Annotated in this window: 18 protein-coding genes; 3 read left to right on the top strand and 15 right to left on the bottom strand. The window is 63.4% G+C overall.

Features of this window, described 5'->3' with window-relative positions:
* Positions 1–88: 88 nt before the first annotated feature.
* The 12 genes from G3N95_RS18345 to G3N95_RS18290 form a co-directional block, all read right to left on the bottom strand.
* Positions 89–1,117: an iron-siderophore ABC transporter substrate-binding protein gene (locus G3N95_RS18345; RefSeq protein ID WP_205971512.1), complete on the bottom strand. Its 1,029-nt coding sequence runs from the start codon at positions 1,115–1,117 to the stop codon at positions 89–91.
* Entirely contained in the window at positions 1,114–1,917 is an 804-nt protein-coding gene (gene fhuF / locus G3N95_RS18340) for a siderophore-iron reductase FhuF (RefSeq protein ID WP_205971511.1), read from the bottom strand. The genes G3N95_RS18345 and fhuF overlap by 4 nt, the downstream gene beginning before the upstream one ends.
* Positions 1,914–4,040 carry a Fe(3+)-hydroxamate ABC transporter permease FhuB gene (fhuB, locus tag G3N95_RS18335; RefSeq protein WP_205971510.1) on the bottom strand — a complete coding sequence of 709 codons (2,127 nt, stop codon included), beginning with the start codon at positions 4,038–4,040 and terminating at the stop codon, positions 1,914–1,916. The genes fhuF and fhuB overlap by 4 nt, the downstream gene beginning before the upstream one ends.
* A complete protein-coding gene (locus G3N95_RS18330; RefSeq protein ID WP_205971509.1) occupies positions 4,037–4,882 on the bottom strand; it encodes an ABC transporter ATP-binding protein in 846 nt (281 codons plus the stop codon). Before G3N95_RS18330 ends, fhuB begins: the two co-directional genes overlap by 4 nt.
* Before the next feature lie 2 nt (positions 4,883–4,884).
* Positions 4,885–5,910 (bottom strand): TauD/TfdA family dioxygenase, encoded by a 1,026-nt coding sequence (locus tag G3N95_RS18325; protein ID WP_205971508.1) that lies wholly within the window; start codon positions 5,908–5,910, stop codon positions 4,885–4,887.
* 138 nt (positions 5,911–6,048) lie between these two features.
* The gene (locus G3N95_RS18320) at positions 6,049–6,282 is read right to left on the bottom strand and encodes an MbtH family NRPS accessory protein (RefSeq protein WP_205971507.1); all 234 of its coding nucleotides are present in this window, start codon (positions 6,280–6,282) and stop codon (positions 6,049–6,051) included.
* A 55-nt stretch (positions 6,283–6,337) separates the two neighbouring features.
* On the bottom strand, positions 6,338–6,994 hold the full coding sequence (locus G3N95_RS18315) for an RNA polymerase factor sigma-70 (RefSeq protein ID WP_241018697.1): 657 nt from the start codon (positions 6,992–6,994) through the stop codon (positions 6,338–6,340).
* Positions 6,995–7,178: 184 nt separating this feature from the next.
* Positions 7,179–7,892 (bottom strand): 4'-phosphopantetheinyl transferase superfamily protein, encoded by a 714-nt coding sequence (locus tag G3N95_RS18310; RefSeq protein WP_205971505.1) that lies wholly within the window; start codon positions 7,890–7,892, stop codon positions 7,179–7,181.
* Positions 7,893–7,957: 65 nt separating this feature from the next.
* On the bottom strand, positions 7,958–9,289 hold the full coding sequence (locus G3N95_RS18305) for an MFS transporter (RefSeq protein ID WP_205971504.1): 1,332 nt from the start codon (positions 9,287–9,289) through the stop codon (positions 7,958–7,960).
* A 112-nt stretch (positions 9,290–9,401) separates the two neighbouring features.
* Positions 9,402–9,650: a DUF2783 domain-containing protein gene (locus tag G3N95_RS18300; RefSeq protein ID WP_205971503.1), complete on the bottom strand. Its 249-nt coding sequence runs from the start codon at positions 9,648–9,650 to the stop codon at positions 9,402–9,404.
* 37 nt (positions 9,651–9,687) lie between these two features.
* A complete protein-coding gene (locus tag G3N95_RS18295; protein ID WP_205971502.1) occupies positions 9,688–11,403 on the bottom strand; it encodes an FAD-dependent oxidoreductase in 1,716 nt (571 codons plus the stop codon).
* Between the two features lie 43 nt (positions 11,404–11,446).
* Positions 11,447–12,406, bottom strand: a complete 960-nt coding sequence (locus tag G3N95_RS18290) for an MBL fold metallo-hydrolase (protein ID WP_205971501.1) — start codon at positions 12,404–12,406, stop codon at positions 11,447–11,449.
* Positions 12,407–12,655: 249 nt separating this feature from the next.
* Here G3N95_RS18290 and G3N95_RS18285 point away from each other — a divergent pair, with 249 nt between their 5' ends.
* Together G3N95_RS18285 and G3N95_RS18280 are read left to right on the top strand one after the other, a co-directional pair.
* The gene (locus G3N95_RS18285; protein ID WP_205971500.1) at positions 12,656–13,495 is read left to right on the top strand and encodes an IclR family transcriptional regulator; all 840 of its coding nucleotides are present in this window, start codon (positions 12,656–12,658) and stop codon (positions 13,493–13,495) included.
* A gap of 2 nt (positions 13,496–13,497) precedes the next feature.
* Positions 13,498–14,307 (top strand): IclR family transcriptional regulator, encoded by an 810-nt coding sequence (locus G3N95_RS18280; protein WP_205971499.1) that lies wholly within the window; start codon positions 13,498–13,500, stop codon positions 14,305–14,307.
* Between the two features lie 818 nt (positions 14,308–15,125).
* Here the strand turns inward: G3N95_RS18280 and G3N95_RS18275 are convergent.
* The 3 genes from G3N95_RS18275 to G3N95_RS18265 are packed head-to-tail and all read right to left on the bottom strand — an operon-like array spanning position 15,126 to position 17,945.
* Complete coding sequence (locus tag G3N95_RS18275) at positions 15,126–15,992, bottom strand: MurR/RpiR family transcriptional regulator (protein WP_205971498.1); 867 nt, start codon at positions 15,990–15,992, stop codon at positions 15,126–15,128.
* A 57-nt stretch (positions 15,993–16,049) separates the two neighbouring features.
* Positions 16,050–17,114 carry a sn-glycerol-3-phosphate ABC transporter ATP-binding protein UgpC gene (gene ugpC, locus G3N95_RS18270; protein WP_205971497.1) on the bottom strand — a complete coding sequence of 355 codons (1,065 nt, stop codon included), beginning with the start codon at positions 17,112–17,114 and terminating at the stop codon, positions 16,050–16,052.
* Positions 17,115–17,171: 57 nt separating this feature from the next.
* Complete coding sequence (locus G3N95_RS18265) at positions 17,172–17,945, bottom strand: SDR family oxidoreductase (protein WP_205971496.1); 774 nt, start codon at positions 17,943–17,945, stop codon at positions 17,172–17,174.
* Between the two features lie 299 nt (positions 17,946–18,244).
* On the opposite strand from G3N95_RS18265, the gene G3N95_RS18260 reads away from it, so the two are divergent.
* Entirely contained in the window at positions 18,245–19,477 is a 1,233-nt protein-coding gene (locus G3N95_RS18260; RefSeq protein WP_012403353.1) for a sugar ABC transporter substrate-binding protein, read from the top strand.
* Positions 19,478–19,580 lie beyond the last annotated feature (103 nt).

The following is a 19,580-nucleotide window of genomic DNA, read 5'->3' as shown; positions in this document are numbered from 1 at the left end:
AGCTGTAAATACGATGAAGTGAAAAGCGCTTCGGGACGACACATCCCGAGGCGCTTTGCATTCGAGCGAGCCGATGCGTAAAAGCGACTCAGCGCGACGCGGAAGCCTGCGACGGCGTAACGGCAGGCAACGAGAGCAGCGCATCCGTCAACGCGTGAGACAGCTTTAGCGCCGACATCGGACCGCCAAAGCCCCATACGTTGCGTTCGACCAGCGTCACGCGTCCGTCGCGACGCGCGGGCACGAAACGCCACACGGGCGAATCCAGTTTCGCGTCGAGCTTTACTTCCGGACCGGTCGCGCTCGTCAGCAATACGCTGGTTTGCGGTCGCCTCAACAGGTCTTCGGAGGTCACGTAGCGTGTGCCTTCACGCGTCGGTTGCGCGGGCCACAGCGTCAGGCCGAGTTGCTTCGCGACGCCGCCCGCCATGCTGTTTCCCGTGTAGGCCCAGTATCGATCGGGCAAGCCGAGTTCCTGCAACAGCGCGAAATCAGCATGTGTGCGCCCGGCATCGGCGAGACGCTTTGCATCGCGCGCGAGCCCCTCGTCGAGTTGCCGTTCGACGGCCTGTGCCTGAACCATACGCCCCGTCATGCAACCGATCGTATCGAAGATCCTGCGCGCCCATTCGAGCTGCGTCGCCATTTCGCCGTCGAGCTTCATGTCCGGGCTGAACTGGAACAGCACCGTCGGCGCAATCGATTTCAGCGCCCCGAAAATAGGCGCATGCCGGAAGCCGACGCCGATGATCAGATCCGGCTTGAGCGCGGCAATCGCTTCGAGGCTCGGCTCCTGGCGCGTGCCTACATCCGGCACCGACTGCATGCGCTCGACGCCATAACCGATCCACGAAGGGTAATACGCCGTGTCGACCATGCCGGCAGGTGTGATGTCGAGCGAAAGCAGCGCTTCGGCAAACATGAACTCGAGCACGACGATGCGCTTCGGATGCGCCGGCAGCGTGTCGCTCGCCTGCGTCACGGTGGGATTCGCAGACAGCGGCGTGCAGGCGAATGCAGACGTGCGATCCCGCGTGCTCGTGACGCCCGCTGCTCCCGCAGAACAGGCAAACGCAAAGCAAGCAGCGCAGACGGTTGCGCGCAACGCACGCTTCATCGCAGGCATTCTTGTAGCGCGAGCTTCTCGTCGCTCATCGTGAGTAGTAGCGGACAGCTCGCACACAGTTGATCTTCTCCGGGGATTTCATAACGCACGCAGCAGACACGGCGCGCGCGGAACGGCGCGGGCAACAGCTTCGAACGCGGCGTCGCGTTACGCACAGGCGTGCGCAGCGGATTCGGCTCGTCGCCGCCGAACAGCACGCGCGATTCGAACATCCACGCGGCGTCACGCGACGCGCCCGGCATCGCTGCGCATCGTTCGAATAGCGAGTCCAGCAGATTGCCGACGTTGCTCCACAACACGCGCGGTGCGATCTTCGTCATGCTCGCGAGCTGGTCTATCACGCCGTGCAGATGTTCATCGATTAAAGAGGCATACCGTCGCGCAGGATCGTCGGCTGGCTCGCCGAGCGCGTCGTGCGGCAGATACAGCGCTTCGGGCATGCCTTCGTTCAGCAGCACCACGCAGCGCGCGGGCGCCATATCGAGCGGCCGCTGCAAGACCAGCGCGGACACCAGCGCGGCCGGCACGGCAAGGGCGAAATAGTATTTGCTCCACTGCGATAGCAGCGCGCGAGCATGGCGCTCGGCATCGCCGCCGTAGCGCAACGTCATCGCATCGAGGATCGCCGCGCGCTGCGTCGCGAGTTCAGTGAGCGGCACACGGACCTGCATGCCGCCGCTGATGTCATGTGCGTTGCCACGCATGCCGATCCACACGCGTTCGACGTAAGCGGCAAATGGCGTATCGGCGGCGAGTGCGGCGAAGGGCCTGGCATCCGAGGACATCGTCATCTTCCGCGCCTGCGTTCGCGCCTTGCCTGCACGATCAGCAACCCGAGCAGATACGGCGCGCCGATCAGTGCCGTCAGCACGCCCGCCGGAATTTCGCGGGGCGCGAGCAGCGTGCGTGCGCCGATATCGGCGGCGGCAAGAATGGCGGCACCGCAGGTCGCTGCGAGCCACAAGCGCACGCGATGCGCGCGCGCACCGAGCATGGCCGCGAGATGCGGCGCCATCAAGCCGACGAAGCCGATCGGACCGACTGCCGCAACGGCGGCGCATGCCGCGATCGTCGCAACAGTCAGCGCGAGCGGACGCAACAGCGCAACGGGCAAGCCGAGCGATGCAGCCTGATCGTCGCCGAGCGCGAGCAGATCGAGCGGACGTGCGAGCAGCACGAACGCAGGCAGCGCCAACGCACACCACGGCAACAGCGCGAACACGTCGCTCCAGCTGCGCCCATACGTCCCGCCCACGAGCCACACGACGAAGCGCGCGGGCTGCACGCTTTCCTGCACGATCACCCACTGCGCGAGCGTCGTCCATAGCGTGCCGACGACCAACCCCGTCAACGCGACCGCGAGCGGTGCATAACGTGTGCGCCGGTTCAACGCGAGAATCGCGATGAGCGTAACGCCGCCGCCGATCAACGACGAGACTGCAATGGTCGCGTGTGCAGCGAGCGGCCAGAACAGCAGCGCGACGAGTGTCGCGAGCGATGCGCCTTGTGTGACGCCCAGCACTTCAGGTCCCGCGAGCGGATTGCGCACGACGCTTTGCATCAGTACGCCGCTCGCCGCAAGCATGGCGCCCGCGAGCAACGCACATACGACGCGCGGCGAACGCAGATCGAGCAGCATGCGCGCGACAGCATCGTCGCCGTTCAATGCAGCGAGCCAGCGCGACGGACCGAGCCAGGTCGGGCCGAGGGTGCCTGCCGCATAGATCGAAACAACGGCGACAGCGGCAACCATCAACGCGACGCCAAATGGAGAAAGCCCCGCAATCCATGCGGCAAAACGGCCACGCGCCGATTGCGCGGTGCCTTCGGCGGTGTGCGCGAGCGCTGACGTCCATGCGCCGCCGTGACGGATCATCGCGAGCATCAACGGCGTGCCGACGACGGCAATCGCGACGCCCGTCGACAGCGTACCGTCGAGATCGAGCGCAAGCACCATGCTGTCGGTCGCGAGTACGAGCAGCGCGCCGACCAGCGCGGATAATGGTGCAAGCGCGACGAGACGCGTCGAGCGCGAGCCGCGTACATGGCGCAACAGATTCGGCGCGATCAATCCGACATACGACATCGGTCCCGCGATGCTCACTGCCACGCTCGCAAAACCGACTGCGACGAGCAGCGCATAGAAGCGCGCTGCGTCCACGCGCACGCCGACAGCGAGCGCCGCATCGTCGCCCAACGATATCGGATCGAGCGGGCGCACGACGAAGGGCAGCGCAGCAAGCGGCACCAGCAGCCAGAGAACGGCAGTCAGCAATCCGTCCGCGCCCGGTTGATAGAGACTGCCGCTTGCCCACAACGCGACGCCTGCGATGCTCTGCTCGAAGAACGCGAGCGTGAGCGTCGAAATCGCCGAGAACAGCAGCATGCAGACGCTGCCCGCGAGCACCATCCGCAACGGCGTCGCGCGCCAGCCGCCCGCCGCCGCAGCGACGCATGCCGCAGCGAGCAGGCCGCAACCGAACAGCAACGGCACCGAAGCCGTGCCTGCGAGCGCTGGAACCAGCATCGCGGCAAGCAGACCGAGTTGTGCGCCGCCCGTGATGCCGAGCAGATCCGGCGACGCGAGCGGATTGCGCGTCAACGCCTGAAACAGCGCACCCGCGACGCCGAGGCACGCGCCCGCGACCAGCGCGGCCAGCACGCGCGGCACATGCAGGTTGAACAGCAATACATGCGCGAGCGCGTTGTCTTCGCCGGCGTGCGCTGCGTTCGAGGTTGCGGATTGCAGCAGCATCGACAGATCGGGAGCGACGCGCAGTGCTGCGACCATGATGAGCCATGCCGTCAGCGACACCGCCAGCACGCCGACTCGGCTGCGCTGCGCATCGCGCCAATGCGATGCGGCGTGCGGTTTAGCGCGCTGCATCCGCTTTCGTGCGGCGAGCGTGGTCATGCGGCGAGATCCTTGTCGTCGGCGGACTCGGTCGTCACTGCGTCGCTTTCGGGATGCGCGGGCACGCACATGGGCGCGCCCGTTTGCGGATGCGCGATGCGCAGCATCGGCACGCCGAACGTCGCTTCGAGATGCTGCGGGTCGATGATCGCATCGGGCGTGCCTTGCGCGACGATGCGGCCGTCGCGCATCAGCACGATTTCGTCGCTGTAGGCGGCGGCCTGATTCAGATCGTGCAGCACCCACACGATCGTCAGGCCGCGCTCGCGATTCAGCCTGCGCAATTCGCCGAGAATGTCGAGTTGATGATGAATGTCGAGATAGGTGGTCGGTTCATCCAGCAGCACGATGGGCGCGCGTTGTGCGAGCGCCATCGCAATCCACGCGCGCTGACGCTCGCCGCCGGACAGTGCCGCGACGTCGCGTGCGGCATCGTCGGCGATACCGCTTGCAGCGAGCGCGTCGTCGATGGCAGCGTGATCCTCTTTCGACAAGCCGCGCATCCAGCCGCCATGCGCGTAGCGTCCATAAGCGACCAGTTCGCGCACCGAGAGCCCGGCGGGAATCTGGTTGAACTGGGAGAGCATCGTCAGCGTGCGCGCAAGATCGCGCCGCCGATACGACGCGAGCGCTTTGTCCGCCACCGTCACTTCGCCTGCAAGCGCCGGCTGCAAACCGGCGAGCGTACGCAGCAGCGTACTCTTGCCGCAGCCGTTCGGCCCGCACAGCGCCGTCACGCGATGCGCGCGAACGTCGATGTCGAGCGAATCGATCACGATGTGATCACGATACCCCACTGTCAGCGAACTCGCCGACAGTGCCATGTTGGAACTGCTCTTCATCGTCAGGTGGTGGTAGCGAATGTCTTCGGTTGTTGCGCGTTCGCCGGCACACGATAGCTCTCCGCCATCGCGACCACGACCTTGCGCGGGCCTTCGAACGGATCGCGTGCATGCGCGGTCAGCATGTTGTCGAGCATCAGCACGTCGCCGCCTACCCACGGAAACACGACGCGCTGCTGATCGAGCACGCCGCGAATCTCTGCGAGCGCATCGGCTTCGAGCGGTGCGCCGTCGCCGTAATACACGTTGCGCGGCACGTTCTCTATTCCGACCGCATCGACGAGCGCTTCCTGCATGTCTTCGTCGAGCGCGGACAGATGGAACAGATGCGCCTGGTTGAACCACACGCGATCCCCCGTGCGCGGATGCATCGCCACCGCCTGGCACCGTTCGCGGGTACGCAGCAGCATGTCGCCGTCATCGCCCTCGCGCCATTCGCATTCGATGCCGCGCGCCGCGCACATCGCATCGACGGCGCGCGGCTGATCGGTGCCGAACGCGTGCTGCCAGGGCAGATCGAGGCCCTGCCCGAAGTTGCGCACGTACAGCAGTTCGCGCCGCGCGAAGCGTTCGATCAATGCAGGATCGAGCGCGCGATAGATCGCACGGCTGTCGGCAATCGGCGTCGCGCCGCCCGTCCGCGCGGCAAGCGCGCAGTGGAACCAGATACGCATCGGCCACTCGCGCGTATACGACTGCTCGTTATGCAGCGGAATCGAGCGATGCGGCGGATATTCCGTCGACGTATACACAGCGCCTTCGACCTGGCTGCGCGGCGTCGACGCAAACTCATAGCCGATCAGCGGCGAACCGAACGACGCAGCGAATTGCTGGAACGCATCGATCGACGGCACGGCGAAGCCAGTGAACAGCACGCCGCCCGCACGCTCGATGCAGTTGTTCGCGATGTCCCGCAGCAGCGGCGCGGCGGCTTCGAGCGTCAGCGTGCTGTCGCCGCGTGGCGAAACGATGGTTGGCAGGCCGGGCTCGATGCGCAGATCGTCGAGTGTCGGGAGAGTCGCTGTCATGACGTGTCCTCAGTGGCAAGCCGCGTCGATCACGCACTGCATGCGTGGACGCGGCTCGAACAACGGTCCCGCGCGGCGCTCTCGTGGCGCGCGAGAAGGTATGTGTCGCGTTCGGCCATCCGCATGGCCGCGCGCGGCTCAGCGCGTGTTCGGCGCGGCGTCCATGTGTCGGCGCAGGCTCGCGGGACGCATGTCCGTCCACACCGCTTCGATATGTTCGAGGCACGCGGCCTTCGGCCCGCGCACACCGACCTCGCGCCAGCCGGCGGGCACGTCGCGAAAGGTCGGCCAGATCGAGTACTGTTCTTCGTCATTGATGACGACCGTGTATTGAACGTCGTCCTGTGCGTCTTGATGCGTGTTCTGGGTCATATCGTGTCTGCTTGCGTATCGGATGAGATGCAGTTGAACGTTTGCCTTCGTCGGATTACGAGGCCGTCATCTGCTTGACGTTCGACGCGCAGGTTTTTTTACTGCGCCCCGCCGTCTTCGCATACGCGACGTTTTTCGCGCCTGCGTGCATGCACTCCGCGCAATGCTTCGCGGCGTCGCGGACCATGAAGTGCACGAGCGTCTGCGAAACGTTCAATGCACGCGCGGTCTCCTGCAAGGTCTCTTCGCGCAGACGCACGCGCTCGAACGCACTGCGCGTGCGTTCGGGCAACTGCGCGAGTGCATCGAATGCGTGACGCAAGGTGTCGCGCGTGACAAGCGCGGACTCGGGCGTAGGTTCCGGCGACGGCACATCGAGCCCGTCTTCCTCGCACGCGTGCCACGTGTTTTCGAGGGACTGGCGGCGGCACGCGTCGATCGATGCGTTGCGCACCATGCGCGCGACATAGGCGAGCGGTTGACGCACGTCGTCCTGATTCGGAAAGCCTGTGAGTTTGATGAACACGTCATGCACGACGTCCTCGGCACGGCTCGAACATCCGACGAACGAGCGCGCCAGCTGGATCAGCGAGCGCCGGTTTTCGATCAGCACATCGAGCAGCAATCCTTCACAGCCGGGTTGGCTGCACGAGCGCGCTGCGCGCGGCTCTGCTGACGTGCGTGTTGCGCACATCGGCGGCTCGCACTCCATGTCGTCCAGTACGCCAGGTGCGAACGCCGCCGGATGACGTTCGACACGCGCCGCAAATCCCGCCATTGATTCAGCCATCGACTCGTCTCCATCTTGCCTTTCGATCAGATGGAAGCGAATCTAACGTAAACGCGAATCATTCTCAATATTGTCACCGACTATTCTTATTATTTTTTGGTGACATTCACGCGTTCTGAGTGACTTCGGCGGGACTTTCCGACCAGGCGATGCAGGCCGCATAGCCTTGCGGGGCTTGGGTCCAGGCGGCCAGAAAGGTTCGGACAGCAAGAGGCCGCTGCTTCCGCGGCACGAACCCGCCGATGCACGACGGAAGGACGGTTAGTTGCGTGAGATGCTCCGATATTCCGACGCCCACCGCCTTCAGCAGCGCCTCTTTTGCAACCCACGCGTCGAAGAACGCATGCTGGGATTGCGCTGCGTCGAGACCTTGCAGCCACGCGAGTTCGTCGGCCGTCAGCGTCGATCTGGCGATGCTGCGCCAGTCGAAGCCGGGCGCGCGCGTTTCGATATCGACGCCCACGCGTCGCCGCGTCGACAATGCGATCAAGCCGTGCGCGCCCGAGTGCGACACGTTGAAGTCGACGGACACGGGCGAATCGAGCATGCACGGACGCCCCGCTTCGTCCGCTGCGATGCGAATGCGCCCAGCGTCGATCTTCGTCGTGTGGGACAGCACTGCGCGCAACGCGGCACGCACGCTCGCGAAGCGGATCGCGTCCTGATGACGGTGGAATCGGGCCGCGCGCTCGCGTTCTTCGACAGATAACGTGTCGAATGCGGGTGCGGCGAGAGTCCGGTCAAAAGCGAAATCGACCCGCCACAACGCAACGTCGTGCGGGCCGGGATGCGGCAGAGGAATACAGTCAACAAGGTTCATGCGATAACAAAACGCTCACACAGCCCAACGCTGCATGAGCATTGACGAACGAGCGGCGCGCTTTTTTACCCCGCCGCCCGCTGCTTCGGCACCCCGCGCAACAACGCGATGCCGCTCATGAACAGCAAGGCCGTCAACAGATACAACGCATTATCCATGCTGCCCGTGCGCGTCTTGATGATTCCGATCACCCAAGGGCTCACGATGCCGCTCGTAATACCGATGCTGCTGATCAGCCCGATGCCCGCCGCAGCCGCCTTGCCCGACAGATAACCCGACGGCACCGTCCAGAAGATCGGCAGCGCAGCGAAAATCAGCACGGCGGCGATCGACAGAATACCGAGCATCGCGGCAAAGCTGCTCAAATGCAGCGTCAACAGAGAAAGCGCGACCCCGCCGCCGATCGTACAGGCCGCGAAGTGCTTGCGCCGCTCGCCGTGACGGTCCGAATGACGCGCGATCAGAATCAGTCCAACCGCGCCGATCGCGTTGGGGATCACCGTGTACAGGCTGATCCACAGCACGTCGTGCACGCCGAAATCGCGGATCATCAGCGGCATCCAGAAGTTGAGCGTCAACGACGCGCACGTCAGCGAGAAGTAAATGAACGCGAACAGGTAGACGCGCGGATTGCGCAAGGCATCGACGAACGCGCGCGACGAATGCGAACTGGCAGGACGATGTTCCGCGTCGCGTTGCGCGACGAGATGCACCCTCTCCTCCTGCGTGAGCCACTTTGCTTCCTGCGGGCCGTCGACGAGCCAGAATGCCGCCACCAGTCCGCACACGAGAGCGGGCGCGCCTTCGATCGCGAACATCCATTGCCAGCCGTACAGGCCCATCACGCCGGCCATGTCGCGCATGATCCAGCCTGAGACGAGACCACCGAGCACGCCCGCCACCGCAACGCCTGCGAAGAAGATCGACAGGATCACAGCGCGCCTTCGCGCCGGATACCAGTACGTCAGATACAACACGATGCCGGGAAAGAAGCCCGCTTCGAACACGCCGAGCATGAAGCGCAGCAGATAGAAATGCGAGGGTTGCGAGACGAACATCATGCATACCGACGCGGCGCCCCACAGCAGCATGATCCGCGTGAACGTGCGGCGCGCGCCGAAGCGTGCGAGCAGCATGTTGCTCGGCACTTCGCACAGCACGTAGCCGATATAGAAGACCGCCGCGCCGAGTCCATACATCGCGTCGCTGAAACCGAGGTCGTGCTTCATCTGCAACTGCGCGAAGCCGATGTTGATGCGATCCAGAAACGAAATGACGTAGCAGAGAAACAGAAACGGCACGATACGCAACGTGACCTTGCGATACAGCGCGGTGTCGTCCTGATGCGAGGCGGCGGACCCGCCAGGCTCGTAGGCATGCGTGATTGACTGACTCATCGAAGATCTCCAGGCAATGCGGGTCCAACGGACCCATTGGGTCCGGCGTCTGTTGCGCCGTGTTGTCAGGTAAGACGGCTCGCGCTTCGCTTGGCGGGCGAGCCGTGCAGGATCAGGCCGCGACGCGCGGAGCGTCGGCCGTATGCTGTGCAGCGCTTGCGCCCGGTTGATCGACGCCTTCGCGCGCGTATCGGATCGCTTCCATCAGCGTCGCGTAATCGCCGATATGATTCGCGAGCAACAGAATCAGTTGCGCGTTCGCAGCCTGGCTTTGCGCTTCGTCGAAATCGCGATGCATGTCGATCAGCGCTTCGTAGAAGTCGTCGGGCTGCGTCAGATTGAGTTGGGTGATGAGTGCCACGGTTGTCTCCTGTGTCTTGTCTGTCTGTGCCGTTCGTTCAGGCAACGCCTTCGACACATAGTGCCCGTTTCAACGCAGCGTCGACATGTGCGGCATCGAGCGTGCGCCAGCGCGCGCACACATGCTGATCCGGACGAATCAGATAGAACGTGCCGGGCTTCGCGTCATAGCGCGAGGCAGCAAGCCCTTCGGCATCTTCGAGCACGACGGTATCGCTCAACTCATGTGCGATGTCGCCGACGCCATGCGGCGTGACGATGACCAGCTTCAACGGAATCGCGCCCGTTTGCAGCGTCTTCAGCGTGCGTAGCCTGGCCGCGTCGAGGCTATTTTTCCCGCAGAACAGGACGCCCGTGAAAGCGTCGCCGAGTTGGGCGAGCAGCCACGCAGGGGCGCCATGCAATGCAACGGGTGCATCGACGCACGAAGCGCCCGGCACCATCTTGCCTTCGAAACTGTCGTGATCGGCGGTATTGAGCGCCGAGTCGTGCAGCACGGCGGGCACCGAAAGCCGCCCGCTGTTTGCAAGCGAACGTGCAAAGGAATGCTTGCGTGCAAGCTTCAACACGGCATCGCGGAACGTACGGCTGACGGGCGACTTCGGCGTGATGAAATCGGTGGAACGCGTTGAGTTGCGGATGTTTTCGTCGGCGGCGTACTCGCGTTCGCTCGCATACGTGTCGAGCAATCCATCCGGTGCACGGCCGCCCAGCACCATCGCGAGCTTCCATGCAACATTCTCCGCGTCCTGGAAGCCACTGTTCGCACCGCGCGCGCCGAACGGCGAAACCAGATGCGCCGCGTCGCCGACGAACAGCACGTTGCCGTGCCGGAAACGCTCCATGCGCAGGCACGAGAACGTATAGACGCTGACCCATTCGAGCTCGAACTTGACGTCCGGCCCGAGCAGCGCGCGCACGCGCGGCAGCACACGTTCCGGCGTTTTCTCCAGTGCAGGATCCGCGTCCCAGCCTAGCTGGAAGTCGATGCGCCACACATTGTCCGGCTGTCGATGCAGCAACACCGACTGGTTCGGATGGAACGGCGGATCGAACCAGAACCAGCGCTCGCTCGGAAACTCCGCTTCCATCTTCACATCCGCGATCAGGAAGCGGTCCTTGAACACGCGGCCCTTGCTGTCGAGGCCCATCATGTTGCGCACGGGACTGCGCGACCCGTCTGCCGCGACCACATAACGGCCGCACAATGGATACTCGCCGTCGGGTGTTTCGATGGTCAGCGTGACCGATGCATTGGCCGAACCCGGCTCGCCGTGTTGTTGCAGACCGACCACCTTGCTCTTCCAGCGGATGTCGATATTCGGCAGCGCCTGCGCACGTTCGAGCAGAAAGCCTTCGACGTAATACTGCTGGAGATTGATGAACGCCGGCCGATGATGCCCCGCCTCGGGCAGCAGATTGAACGTGTACACCAGTTCGTTTTGCAGGAACACCTTGCCGACGTTCCAGCTGATGCCCTTGTCGACCATGCGGTCGCCGCAGCCGAGGCGATCGAAGATATCGAGTGAACGCTTCGAAAAACAGATTGCACGCGAACCTGTTGCAAGCGAACAATCGTCGTCGACGAGCACGACGCGCACACCATGCTGCGCGAGATCGATTGCCGTCGCGAGGCCGACGGGTCCCGCGCCGACCACGATCACAGGATGCCGCGCCGCGTCTGCCGCCGCTGCATCCTGTTCGGCGCAGCGTTTGTATTCGAACGACAAGGTCTGGTAGTTGATGCTGCTCATTCTGCTGTCTCCATCCATCTGCGTTGTGTTGTGTGCTGCGTGATCAGGCCTGCAGCGCGTCCCACATGTCCTTGTCGCGCTGCGCGGTCCAGATGCGCGGATGCGTGATGCCGCTCGCTTCGTCGAATGCGCGCGACACGTCGAACGGCAGGCAATGTTCGTAGATGAAGACATGGCCGAACTTCGGATCCATCGCTTTGCGCGTGTGCGCCATTGCGGCCTTCAGATCGAGCTTGTCAGCGAAGGCTTCGCGGCCGCTTTGCAACAGCGTCGTGACGAAGTCCTTCGTGTAGTCGAGACCCTTGTGCACGTCTTCGGGCGTCGTCAGCGCGGGGCCGCGGCCCGGCACGAGCTTCTCGGCGTTGAGCGCGCGCAGCGCTTCGAGCGTAGCGGGCCACTGTTCGAGTTGCGCGTCGCCGCAATAGCAGGCGGCTTCGTATTCGACGAGGTCGCCGGAGAACAGTACCTTCTGCGAAGGCAGCCACACGATGGTGTCGCCCTTCGTATGACCCGCGCCCAGATGCGCGATTTTCACTTCGAGCTTGCCGAGGAACAGCGTGATTTCTTTCTCGAACACGAGCGTCGGCCACGTGAGTCCCGGCACCGTTTCGACGCCGGCGAACAAACGCGGAAAGCGCTCGATTTCCGACTTCATGTCGGCTTCACCGCGCTCGACGATCATTTCATACGTGCCGCGACTGGCGATGACCTGCTGCGCGCCTTCCTTGAAATACGCCGATGCGCCGAGCACGCGCACCGCGTGGTAGTGCGACAGCACGACGTATTTGATCGGCTTGTCGGTGACGCTGCGGATCTTCGCGATCAGGTCTTGCGCCATCGCGGGCGTCGCGGTGGTGTCGACGATCAGCACGCCATCGTCGCCGATGATCACGCCCGAGTTCGGGTCGCCTTCAGCCGTGTACGCGTATGCGTTCTCGGACAGTTGCGTCCACGTGATCTTCTTTTCTTCGACGTCGGCTTGCGATGCAAATGCCTTGGCCATGCTCGTCTCCATCAAATTGAGGGGGTGCAGGGCGAGACGGCGCACGCGTGCGCGGCGTTGATGAGTTGTCTCGCTCTGTCTGGTTGGAATCATGTCCGACGCCTGTCGGGCCGGCGTGATTTCATCTTAGACTCTGCCGATTATTTGTCAATGGCTAATCGTGTTGTTATACGCTAATCTAGAGTTAACCCTGGCGACGGAGTGATCGGCAGCGCCTGGATCGCGGTCCAAGGCGGGCGTTCGTTTAACATGGATCTTTTTTCGGCACGGATGGGCGGCGCAAACGGCATGGCGAAGACGGCGAAAGACGGCGAAACGGGCGCGGGCAAGCCGCAGCGTGGCATCCAGAGCGTCGAGGTCGGCGGACGGGTGCTGCATGCGCTCGCAAAGGCCCGCGTGCCGCTCGCGCTGTCCGACCTGGCCGCGGGCGCCGACATCGCGCCGGGCCAGGCGCATGCGTATCTGGTGAGCCTGACGCGGCTCGGACTGATCAAGCGCGACGAGTTATCGGGGCGTTACGAACCCGGTCCGTTGTCGCTGCGGCTCGGCCTGATGCAGTTGGCGAACCAGCCTGCGTTTCGCGCGGCCGTGCCGCGCGTCGGCGCGCTGGCCGAGGCGATCGGCTTCAGCGTCGCGATCTGCACGAGGGGGCCGCAAGGTCCGACCATCGTCCGTTATGAGCACGCGGGTTTTCCGCTGCATGTGAACTTGCATGTGGGCACGGTGATGTCGCTGCCCGCCACGTCGACGGGACGCTTGTTTTGTGCGTTCCTTTCGCCCGACGCATTGCAGACGATGTGGACGAACCAGTCGGGCGGCACGGACGATATGGTGACGGCTGCGAATCGCGCGTCGTTCGATGCGACGCTTGCTGCGATTCGCGAGCGCGGCATCGAACGTGGCATCGATGCGCCGAGTCCCGGCATCAGCAGTCTTGCTGCGCCCGTGTTCGATGTCGAAGGGCAGTTGTGCCTCGCGTTGACGGTCATCGGGCCGAGCGGCGCGATCGATGTCGACTGGGACGGACCCATTGCGCGCGCGCTGCGGGATACGGCGCGTGCAATCGGCGCGGACATCGCGTCGCACTGAACATGAGCGAAGCATTGAATACGTCATTGGCCGCCGGCGGCGACGCGAAACAGCAACGTGGCATCCAGTCGCTCGACAGCACGGGTGAACTTCTGACTGCCCTTGTCTCAGCGGGCAAGCCGTTATCGTTGCGCGATCTCGCGGCGGCGGCCGGCATGCCGCCCGCGAAGGCGTTTCCTCATCTGGTGAGCCTGCAGAAGATTGGCTTGCTGGGCCGCGATGCGTCGGGTTGCTTCGAGGCGGGGCCACTCGCGTTCGAACTGGGGCTGATCGGTCTACAGCGCCTGTCGCCGACGCGCGAAGCGGAGCCGGAGATCGTCGATCTCGCGGTGACGACGGGCATGAGCGTCGCGATGGCGGTGTTGGGGCCGCTGGGGCCGACGGTCGTGAGGCTGGAGGAATCGGCGCGGCCGCTGCATGTGAGTTTGCGGGTGGGTACGGTGATGTCTCTCGTCAATACTGCGATTGGGCGCGTTTTTGCTGCTTTTGTTGCCGACGATGTGCGGCAAGGTCTGCTTTTGCAGGATTCGTTGCGGCTCGCTGGTGTTGGGCCTGGCGATGTTGCTGATGCTGGTTACGATGAGCGGCTCGCTCTGATTTGCGAGCAGGGCATCGATACTGCGCTCAACAAGCCGATTCCTGGGATCAATACGCTGGCGGCGCCTGTGTTCGATCACACGGGTAGCATCGTGCTTGTTGTCGCCGTGATGGGTACGGCTGGGAGCTTTGATAGCGATACGCGGGGCGGCGCAGCGCAGGTGTTGGTTGCTGCGACGCAGCGGTTGTCGCGGAGGTTTGGGTTTGTGGTTTGATGTGTCCGGTTTTTTGTTGTCTGCGACGCAGTCGCCATTCTTGCCTTCTCGGCGCGGGCTTCGCCTTTTGGTTTTGGTTCTGCGCTTTCGCTTTCGCTTTCGCTGGCATCCGCTCGATGTTTCTGGTTTGCTGGCGTTGCCCCTGTGCGGGGCGGCACTTACTTTCTTTGCCGCCGCAAAGAAAGTAAGCAAAGAAAGCGGGCTCACACCGCCAGCCCGTGTTCTTGCCTGCGGGCCCCCAACGGGTCCCGCACTCCACACGGCAACACATTGTTCTGCGCCCGTTGCCAGCGCCCTGAACAGGCGCATCACCCGCTCCAGTCACCCGCAGGCAGCCAGCGGCAGCGACTCGTCGGCGCCGCCCAGGTGGCAAACTATGTGTAGGTTGTCGCAACGCATGCGTTCGCGCTTCTACGACACCGATCCCGCTTTTCGGTCCGGAGTGGTGCCCTTCCGTCGCGATGGCCTACACACCGTTTGCCACCTGGGCGGCGGTGGACGTCTGGTAACGCAGTCTGTGACGCGTGAGTGTGAAGCGGGTGATGCGTGAGTGAGCACGCTGGCAACGGGCGCGAACAAGCACGTTGCCGCGTGAAGTGTAAGAACTGTTGGGGGCCCGCAGGCAATCACTAGCACTGGCGGTGTGAGCCCGCTTTCTTTGCTTACTTTCTTTGCGGCGGCAAAGAAAGTAAGTGCCGCCCCGCACAGGGGCAACGCATGAACTACGAAGGCAAATCGCGGATGCCAGCGAAAAAAAAAGACGCGCGCCAGCAAAAAAACCCGGATGGCGACTGCGTCGCAGACAAAAAAACCAATCGTTAAACCGGCGGCTCCCCCTCAGCCGCCACATCCCCTAATCGTGCTTTAGCATTCCGCATCTTCTCGAGCGTAGAAGGCTCGACCCTAAGCGCAACACCAATAGCGAGCGCATCCATCACGCAAAGATGGACAAGCCGGGAAACACCCGGCGTATTAGGATCGATGGGACTCGGCACGCGCAGCAGCAAAGGAATATCCACAAGCCAGGCAAGCCGCGAGCCGACATTAGTCAAAGCAATCGTCGTCGCACCGCGCTCTTTAGCGATCTGCATACTCTCATTCACCTCGACACTACGACCCGAATGAGAAATAGCAAACGCAACATCGCCAGGCTCCAGCAAGCCTGCATAAAGCCGCTGCAAATGAGCATCCGTAAAAGCAGCCGCGGCAATATCAAGCCGCAAAAACCGTAATGCAGCATCCTGAGCAACAAGCCCCGATCCAGAGCCGACACCAAAAAAATACACACGCCGCGCCCCAGTCAAAGCAGCCAGCGCAGCATTAACCGCTACAGGATCGATCGCACCACGCGCCTGCGTGATGCCCTCGACGGCCGATTCGCCGACCTTGTCGAATAACGTCTGCGTGTCGTCGTCGCGCGCGACCGCCGTCGACGCATACGGCATCCCGCCCGCGACGCTCTGCGCCAACTGCATCTTGAAGTCGCGCAAGCCGTGCGCGCCCACCGCGCGGCAAAAACGCGTCACGGACGGCTCCGACACGTCCGCGCGCTGCGCAAGCTCAGTGATGCTCGCGCGCATCGCGAAGTCGACATCGGACAACACCATGTCGGCGACCTTGCGCTCGGCCGGCCGCAGCGATTCAAGCGCGCTGCGGATGTGAGGAATCAGGTTCGGTGCGGACACCCGTGCGTTCCTTTCGATGGAAGGTGAATCAGCGTCGTGCGATCCCGTCGCTTGCCGTCAACCCAATCTGCTCCCACTCTCCGTATCGAACAGATGCATGTGCTGCTCGGGAAAGCGCACCGTCACGCGCTGGCCCGGCTCGATCGACGCGCGCTGGCGCGTCGTCACGCACCACGCCGCGCCGCCGATCTTGCCGTACAGATGCGTTTCCGCACCCGTCGGCTCGATCACCTCCACATCCATCGGGATGCCTTCAGTCGAGGTTTCGATGTGCTCCGGCCGCACGCCGAGCGTCACTTTCGCGCCAGGCGTCACCGCTGCGCCGGGCAGCGGAATCTGCACGCCATCACCGAGCTTCAACGCGACGCCGGCTGGTGCGCTCACCACTTCCCCTGCGGAAAAATTCATCGACGGCGAGCCGAGAAAACTCGCGACGAACAGATTGGCCGGCCTGTCGTAAAGCTCCAGCGGTCGCCCAATCTGCTCGATGCGCCCCGCGTTCATCACGACGATGCGATCGGCCATCGTCATCGCTTCGATCTGATCGTGCGTGACGTAAATCACCGTGTTCTTCAGCCGCTGATGCAGCGCCTTGATCTCCGTGCGCATCTGCACGCGCAGCTTCGCATCGAGATTCGACAGCGGCTCGTCGAACAGGAACAGCGACGGCTCGCGCACCACCGCGCGCCCCATCGCGACGCGCTGCCGCTGACCGCCCGACAGCGCGCGCGGCAAACGGTCGAGATAGCCGCTCAGGTTCAGCATCTTCGCGGCGGCCTCGATGCGCGGCTTGAAACTCGTCGATGCTTCCTTGCGGATGCGCGGTCCGAACGCGATGTTGTCGTAGACGGACAGGTGCGGATAGAGCGCATAGCTCTGGAACACCATCGAGATATTGCGCTGCTGCGGCGGCAAACTATTCGCGCGCGTACCGCCGATCGTCAGTTCGCCACCACTGATTTCCTCGAGGCCCGCGACCATCCGCATCAGCGTGCTCTTGCCGCAACCCGACGGGCCGACCAGCACGACGAACTCGCCGTCGTCGATATGCAGGTCGATGCCGTGCACGACCTGCGTGTCGCCGTAACGCTTGTAGATGCCGCTCAGTTGCACTGCTGCCATGCTTTCCTCACCGTCGTTGCGTGTTCTCGCGTTCTCTTTTGAGCCCGGTTTCAGGTACTAAAGCGATTCGAGCGTCAAGTCTTCCGCCATCAGCCGGTTGCCGGCCATCAGGCCGCCATCGACGGGCAACACGACTCCTGTGATCACGCGCGCCATCGGCGACGCGAGAAAGAGCACCGAGTCGGCGATATCGTCGGGCGTCGCGAAGTCGCGCAGCGGATACCACTTCCTGAGGTCTTCGAACACTTGCGGGTTCTTGTCGACACGCGCCTGCCACGCCTTCGTTTTCACCGTCCCCGGACACACGATGTTCGCGCGTATGCCGTAGCGGCCAAGCTCGATCGCGAGCGATTTCGTATAACTGATGAGTCCCGCCTTGGCCGCGCTGTACGCGGGATGGCCGAGCGCCGTCATGCCGTTCACCGAGCCGATCAGCACGATCGATCCCGTCTGCCGCCCGATCATCGACGCACGCACCGCCTCGACCGTGTGGTACGCGCCGTTCAGGTTCAGGTGCACATCGCGCTGCCAGCTCGCAGCGTCCGTCTTCGCGAGCGTCATCGCCTCAGCTGCACCCGCGTTCGCCACCAGCACGTCGACCGGGCCGCGCGCCGCGACCGCCTGCGCGACGCATTCGCGCACGGCGTCGGCGTCGCCGAGATCGACGGCGACAGGCGTCACGCTTTCGGCGCCCAGTTCCGCAACCAGTTGATCGAGCGCGCCCGCATCGACGTCGAGCGCGAGCACCGTCGCGCCGTCCTCGACGAAACGCCGGCACAACACGCTGCCGATCCCGCCGCACGCTCCCGTCACCAGCACGACACGCTTCATGGGTTGTCCTCTCCGCGTTTCCCGACAGCCGGCGCGCAAGCCACGCCGCCGCGTTCAATCATGAAAATTTCCTACATATTGCACATTTTCAGGCCAGGCGAAGCATGCATCCGCTCCAGACACGACGTACCCTGCACCGCACAAAAAGGCCATCATTTACAGCATGTTATGCAAAAAACGGCCGAACAAAAAATATCGTCAGCCCTACGTGACAACATTTTTTTTCGTGTGTAGGATTTTTTCAAACAATTCAACCCAAGCAGCCGGCTACGGCGGCGGACCACCCCAGGAGAGACGAAATGTCGTTGCATGCACGTGCTTCCCTTACGCTCGGCAAAGTCGCCGCAGCGCTCGCGTTTGCAGGTCTAGCCCTTTCGGCGCACGCCGACACGGTGCGTGTGACGGTCGCTCACTACAGCGATGCGACGGCGCCGTACTTCGAGAAAATGGCCCGCCAGTTCGAGAAGGCCAATCCCGGCACCACGATCAAGATCGAAGACGTGAACTGGGACACGCTGCAACAGAAGCTGCAAACGGATATCTCGGGCAACGCCAACGCCGACCTCGCGATCGTCGGCACGCGCTGGCTGCTCGATTTCGTGAAGGACGACGTGGCCGAGCCGCTCGACGGCTACATGGACGCGAACTTCAAGAACCGCTTCATCGGTCCGTTCCTCGCGCCTGGCCAGATCAACGGCAAGACGTACGGCCTGCCGATCGCCGCGTCCGCACGCGCGCTCTACTACAACAAGGACCTGCTCGCGAGCGTCGGCTATCCGAACGGCCCGAAGACGTGGAATGACGTGATCGACGCGTCGAAGAAGCTGAAGGCGAAGGGCGTCGCCGGTTTCGGCCTGCAAGGCAAGGAAATCGAAACCGACGTGTACTACTACTACGCGCTGTGGACCAACGGCGGCGACGTGCTGAACAAGGAAGGCAAGGCCGGCTTCGATTCGCCCGCGGGCATCAAGGCGGCGACGCTGTACAAGTCGATGATCGATCAGGGTCTGACGCAACAGGGCGTGACGGGCTACAGCCGCGAAGACGTGCAGAACCTCTTCAAGCAAGGCCGCGTCGCGATGATGATCTCCGCGCCGTTCCTCGCGAAGCAGATCAAGAAGGAAGCGCCGAACCTGAAATACGGCATCGATCCGCTGCCTGTCGGCACGAACGGCGCGACGTATGCCGTCACCGATTCGATCGTGATGTTCAAGAACTCGAAGGTGAAGAAGGACGCGTGGAAGTTCCTCGACTATCTGTTCACGAAGGAGCCGCGCGTCGAGTTCACGAGCACGGAAGGCTTCCTGCCGACGACGAAGGCGGAAGCAGCCGACCCGGCGTTCAACGATGCCGACACGAAGGCGTTCATCGCATTGCTGCCGCAAGCGCGTTTCGCGCCGACGGTGACGGGCTGGGAAGACACCGCGAAGGCCGTGACGAACGCGATGCAGGCCGTGTACCTCGGCAAGGCCAAGCCTGACGATGCGCTGAAGCAGGCCGCGAATCAGGCGAACCAGGCGCTCGGTCACTGAGCCCTTGCCTTGACGATCCGTTAGCGCAGCACCGGAAGCCGCATCGATTCGACGTCGATGCGGCTTCATATTCGATGAGCGCGCTTCTTTTCAAGCGAAGCGC

The organism is Paraburkholderia sp. Tr-20389, assembly GCF_017104565.1.
Classification (GTDB): Bacteria; Pseudomonadota; Gammaproteobacteria; order Burkholderiales; family Burkholderiaceae; genus Paraburkholderia.
Note: the sequence above shows the minus strand (reverse complement) of the source record. Positions and strands in the feature narration are given on the sequence as shown.

Excerpts from the sequence above, each read along its gene's own strand:
- G3N95_RS18345 (WP_205971512.1), bottom strand. The coding sequence starts at position 1,117 with ATGAAGCGTGCGTTGCGCGCAACCGTCTGCGCTGCTTGCTTTGCGTTT.
- fhuF (WP_205971511.1), bottom strand. The coding sequence starts at position 1,917 with ATGACGATGTCCTCGGATGCCAGGCCCTTCGCCGCACTCGCCGCCGAT.
- fhuB (WP_205971510.1), bottom strand. The coding sequence starts at position 4,040 with ATGACCACGCTCGCCGCACGAAAGCGGATGCAGCGCGCTAAACCGCAC.
- G3N95_RS18330 (WP_205971509.1), bottom strand. The coding sequence starts at position 4,882 with ATGAAGAGCAGTTCCAACATGGCACTGTCGGCGAGTTCGCTGACAGTG.
- G3N95_RS18325 (WP_205971508.1), bottom strand. The coding sequence starts at position 5,910 with ATGACAGCGACTCTCCCGACACTCGACGATCTGCGCATCGAGCCCGGC.
- G3N95_RS18320 (WP_205971507.1), bottom strand. The coding sequence starts at position 6,282 with ATGACCCAGAACACGCATCAAGACGCACAGGACGACGTTCAATACACG.
- G3N95_RS18315 (WP_241018697.1), bottom strand. The coding sequence starts at position 6,994 with ATGGAGTGCGAGCCGCCGATGTGCGCAACACGCACGTCAGCAGAGCCG.
- G3N95_RS18310 (WP_205971505.1), bottom strand. The coding sequence starts at position 7,892 with ATGAACCTTGTTGACTGTATTCCTCTGCCGCATCCCGGCCCGCACGAC.
- G3N95_RS18305 (WP_205971504.1), bottom strand. The coding sequence starts at position 9,289 with ATGAGTCAGTCAATCACGCATGCCTACGAGCCTGGCGGGTCCGCCGCC.
- G3N95_RS18295 (WP_205971502.1), bottom strand. The coding sequence starts at position 11,403 with ATGAGCAGCATCAACTACCAGACCTTGTCGTTCGAATACAAACGCTGC.
- G3N95_RS18290 (WP_205971501.1), bottom strand. The coding sequence starts at position 12,406 with ATGGCCAAGGCATTTGCATCGCAAGCCGACGTCGAAGAAAAGAAGATC.
- G3N95_RS18285 (WP_205971500.1), top strand. The coding sequence starts at position 12,656 with ATGGATCTTTTTTCGGCACGGATGGGCGGCGCAAACGGCATGGCGAAG.
- G3N95_RS18280 (WP_205971499.1), top strand. The coding sequence starts at position 13,498 with ATGAGCGAAGCATTGAATACGTCATTGGCCGCCGGCGGCGACGCGAAA.
- ugpC (WP_205971497.1), bottom strand. The coding sequence starts at position 17,114 with ATGGCAGCAGTGCAACTGAGCGGCATCTACAAGCGTTACGGCGACACG.
- G3N95_RS18265 (WP_205971496.1), bottom strand. The coding sequence starts at position 17,945 with ATGAAGCGTGTCGTGCTGGTGACGGGAGCGTGCGGCGGGATCGGCAGC.
- G3N95_RS18260 (WP_012403353.1), top strand. The coding sequence starts at position 18,245 with ATGTCGTTGCATGCACGTGCTTCCCTTACGCTCGGCAAAGTCGCCGCA.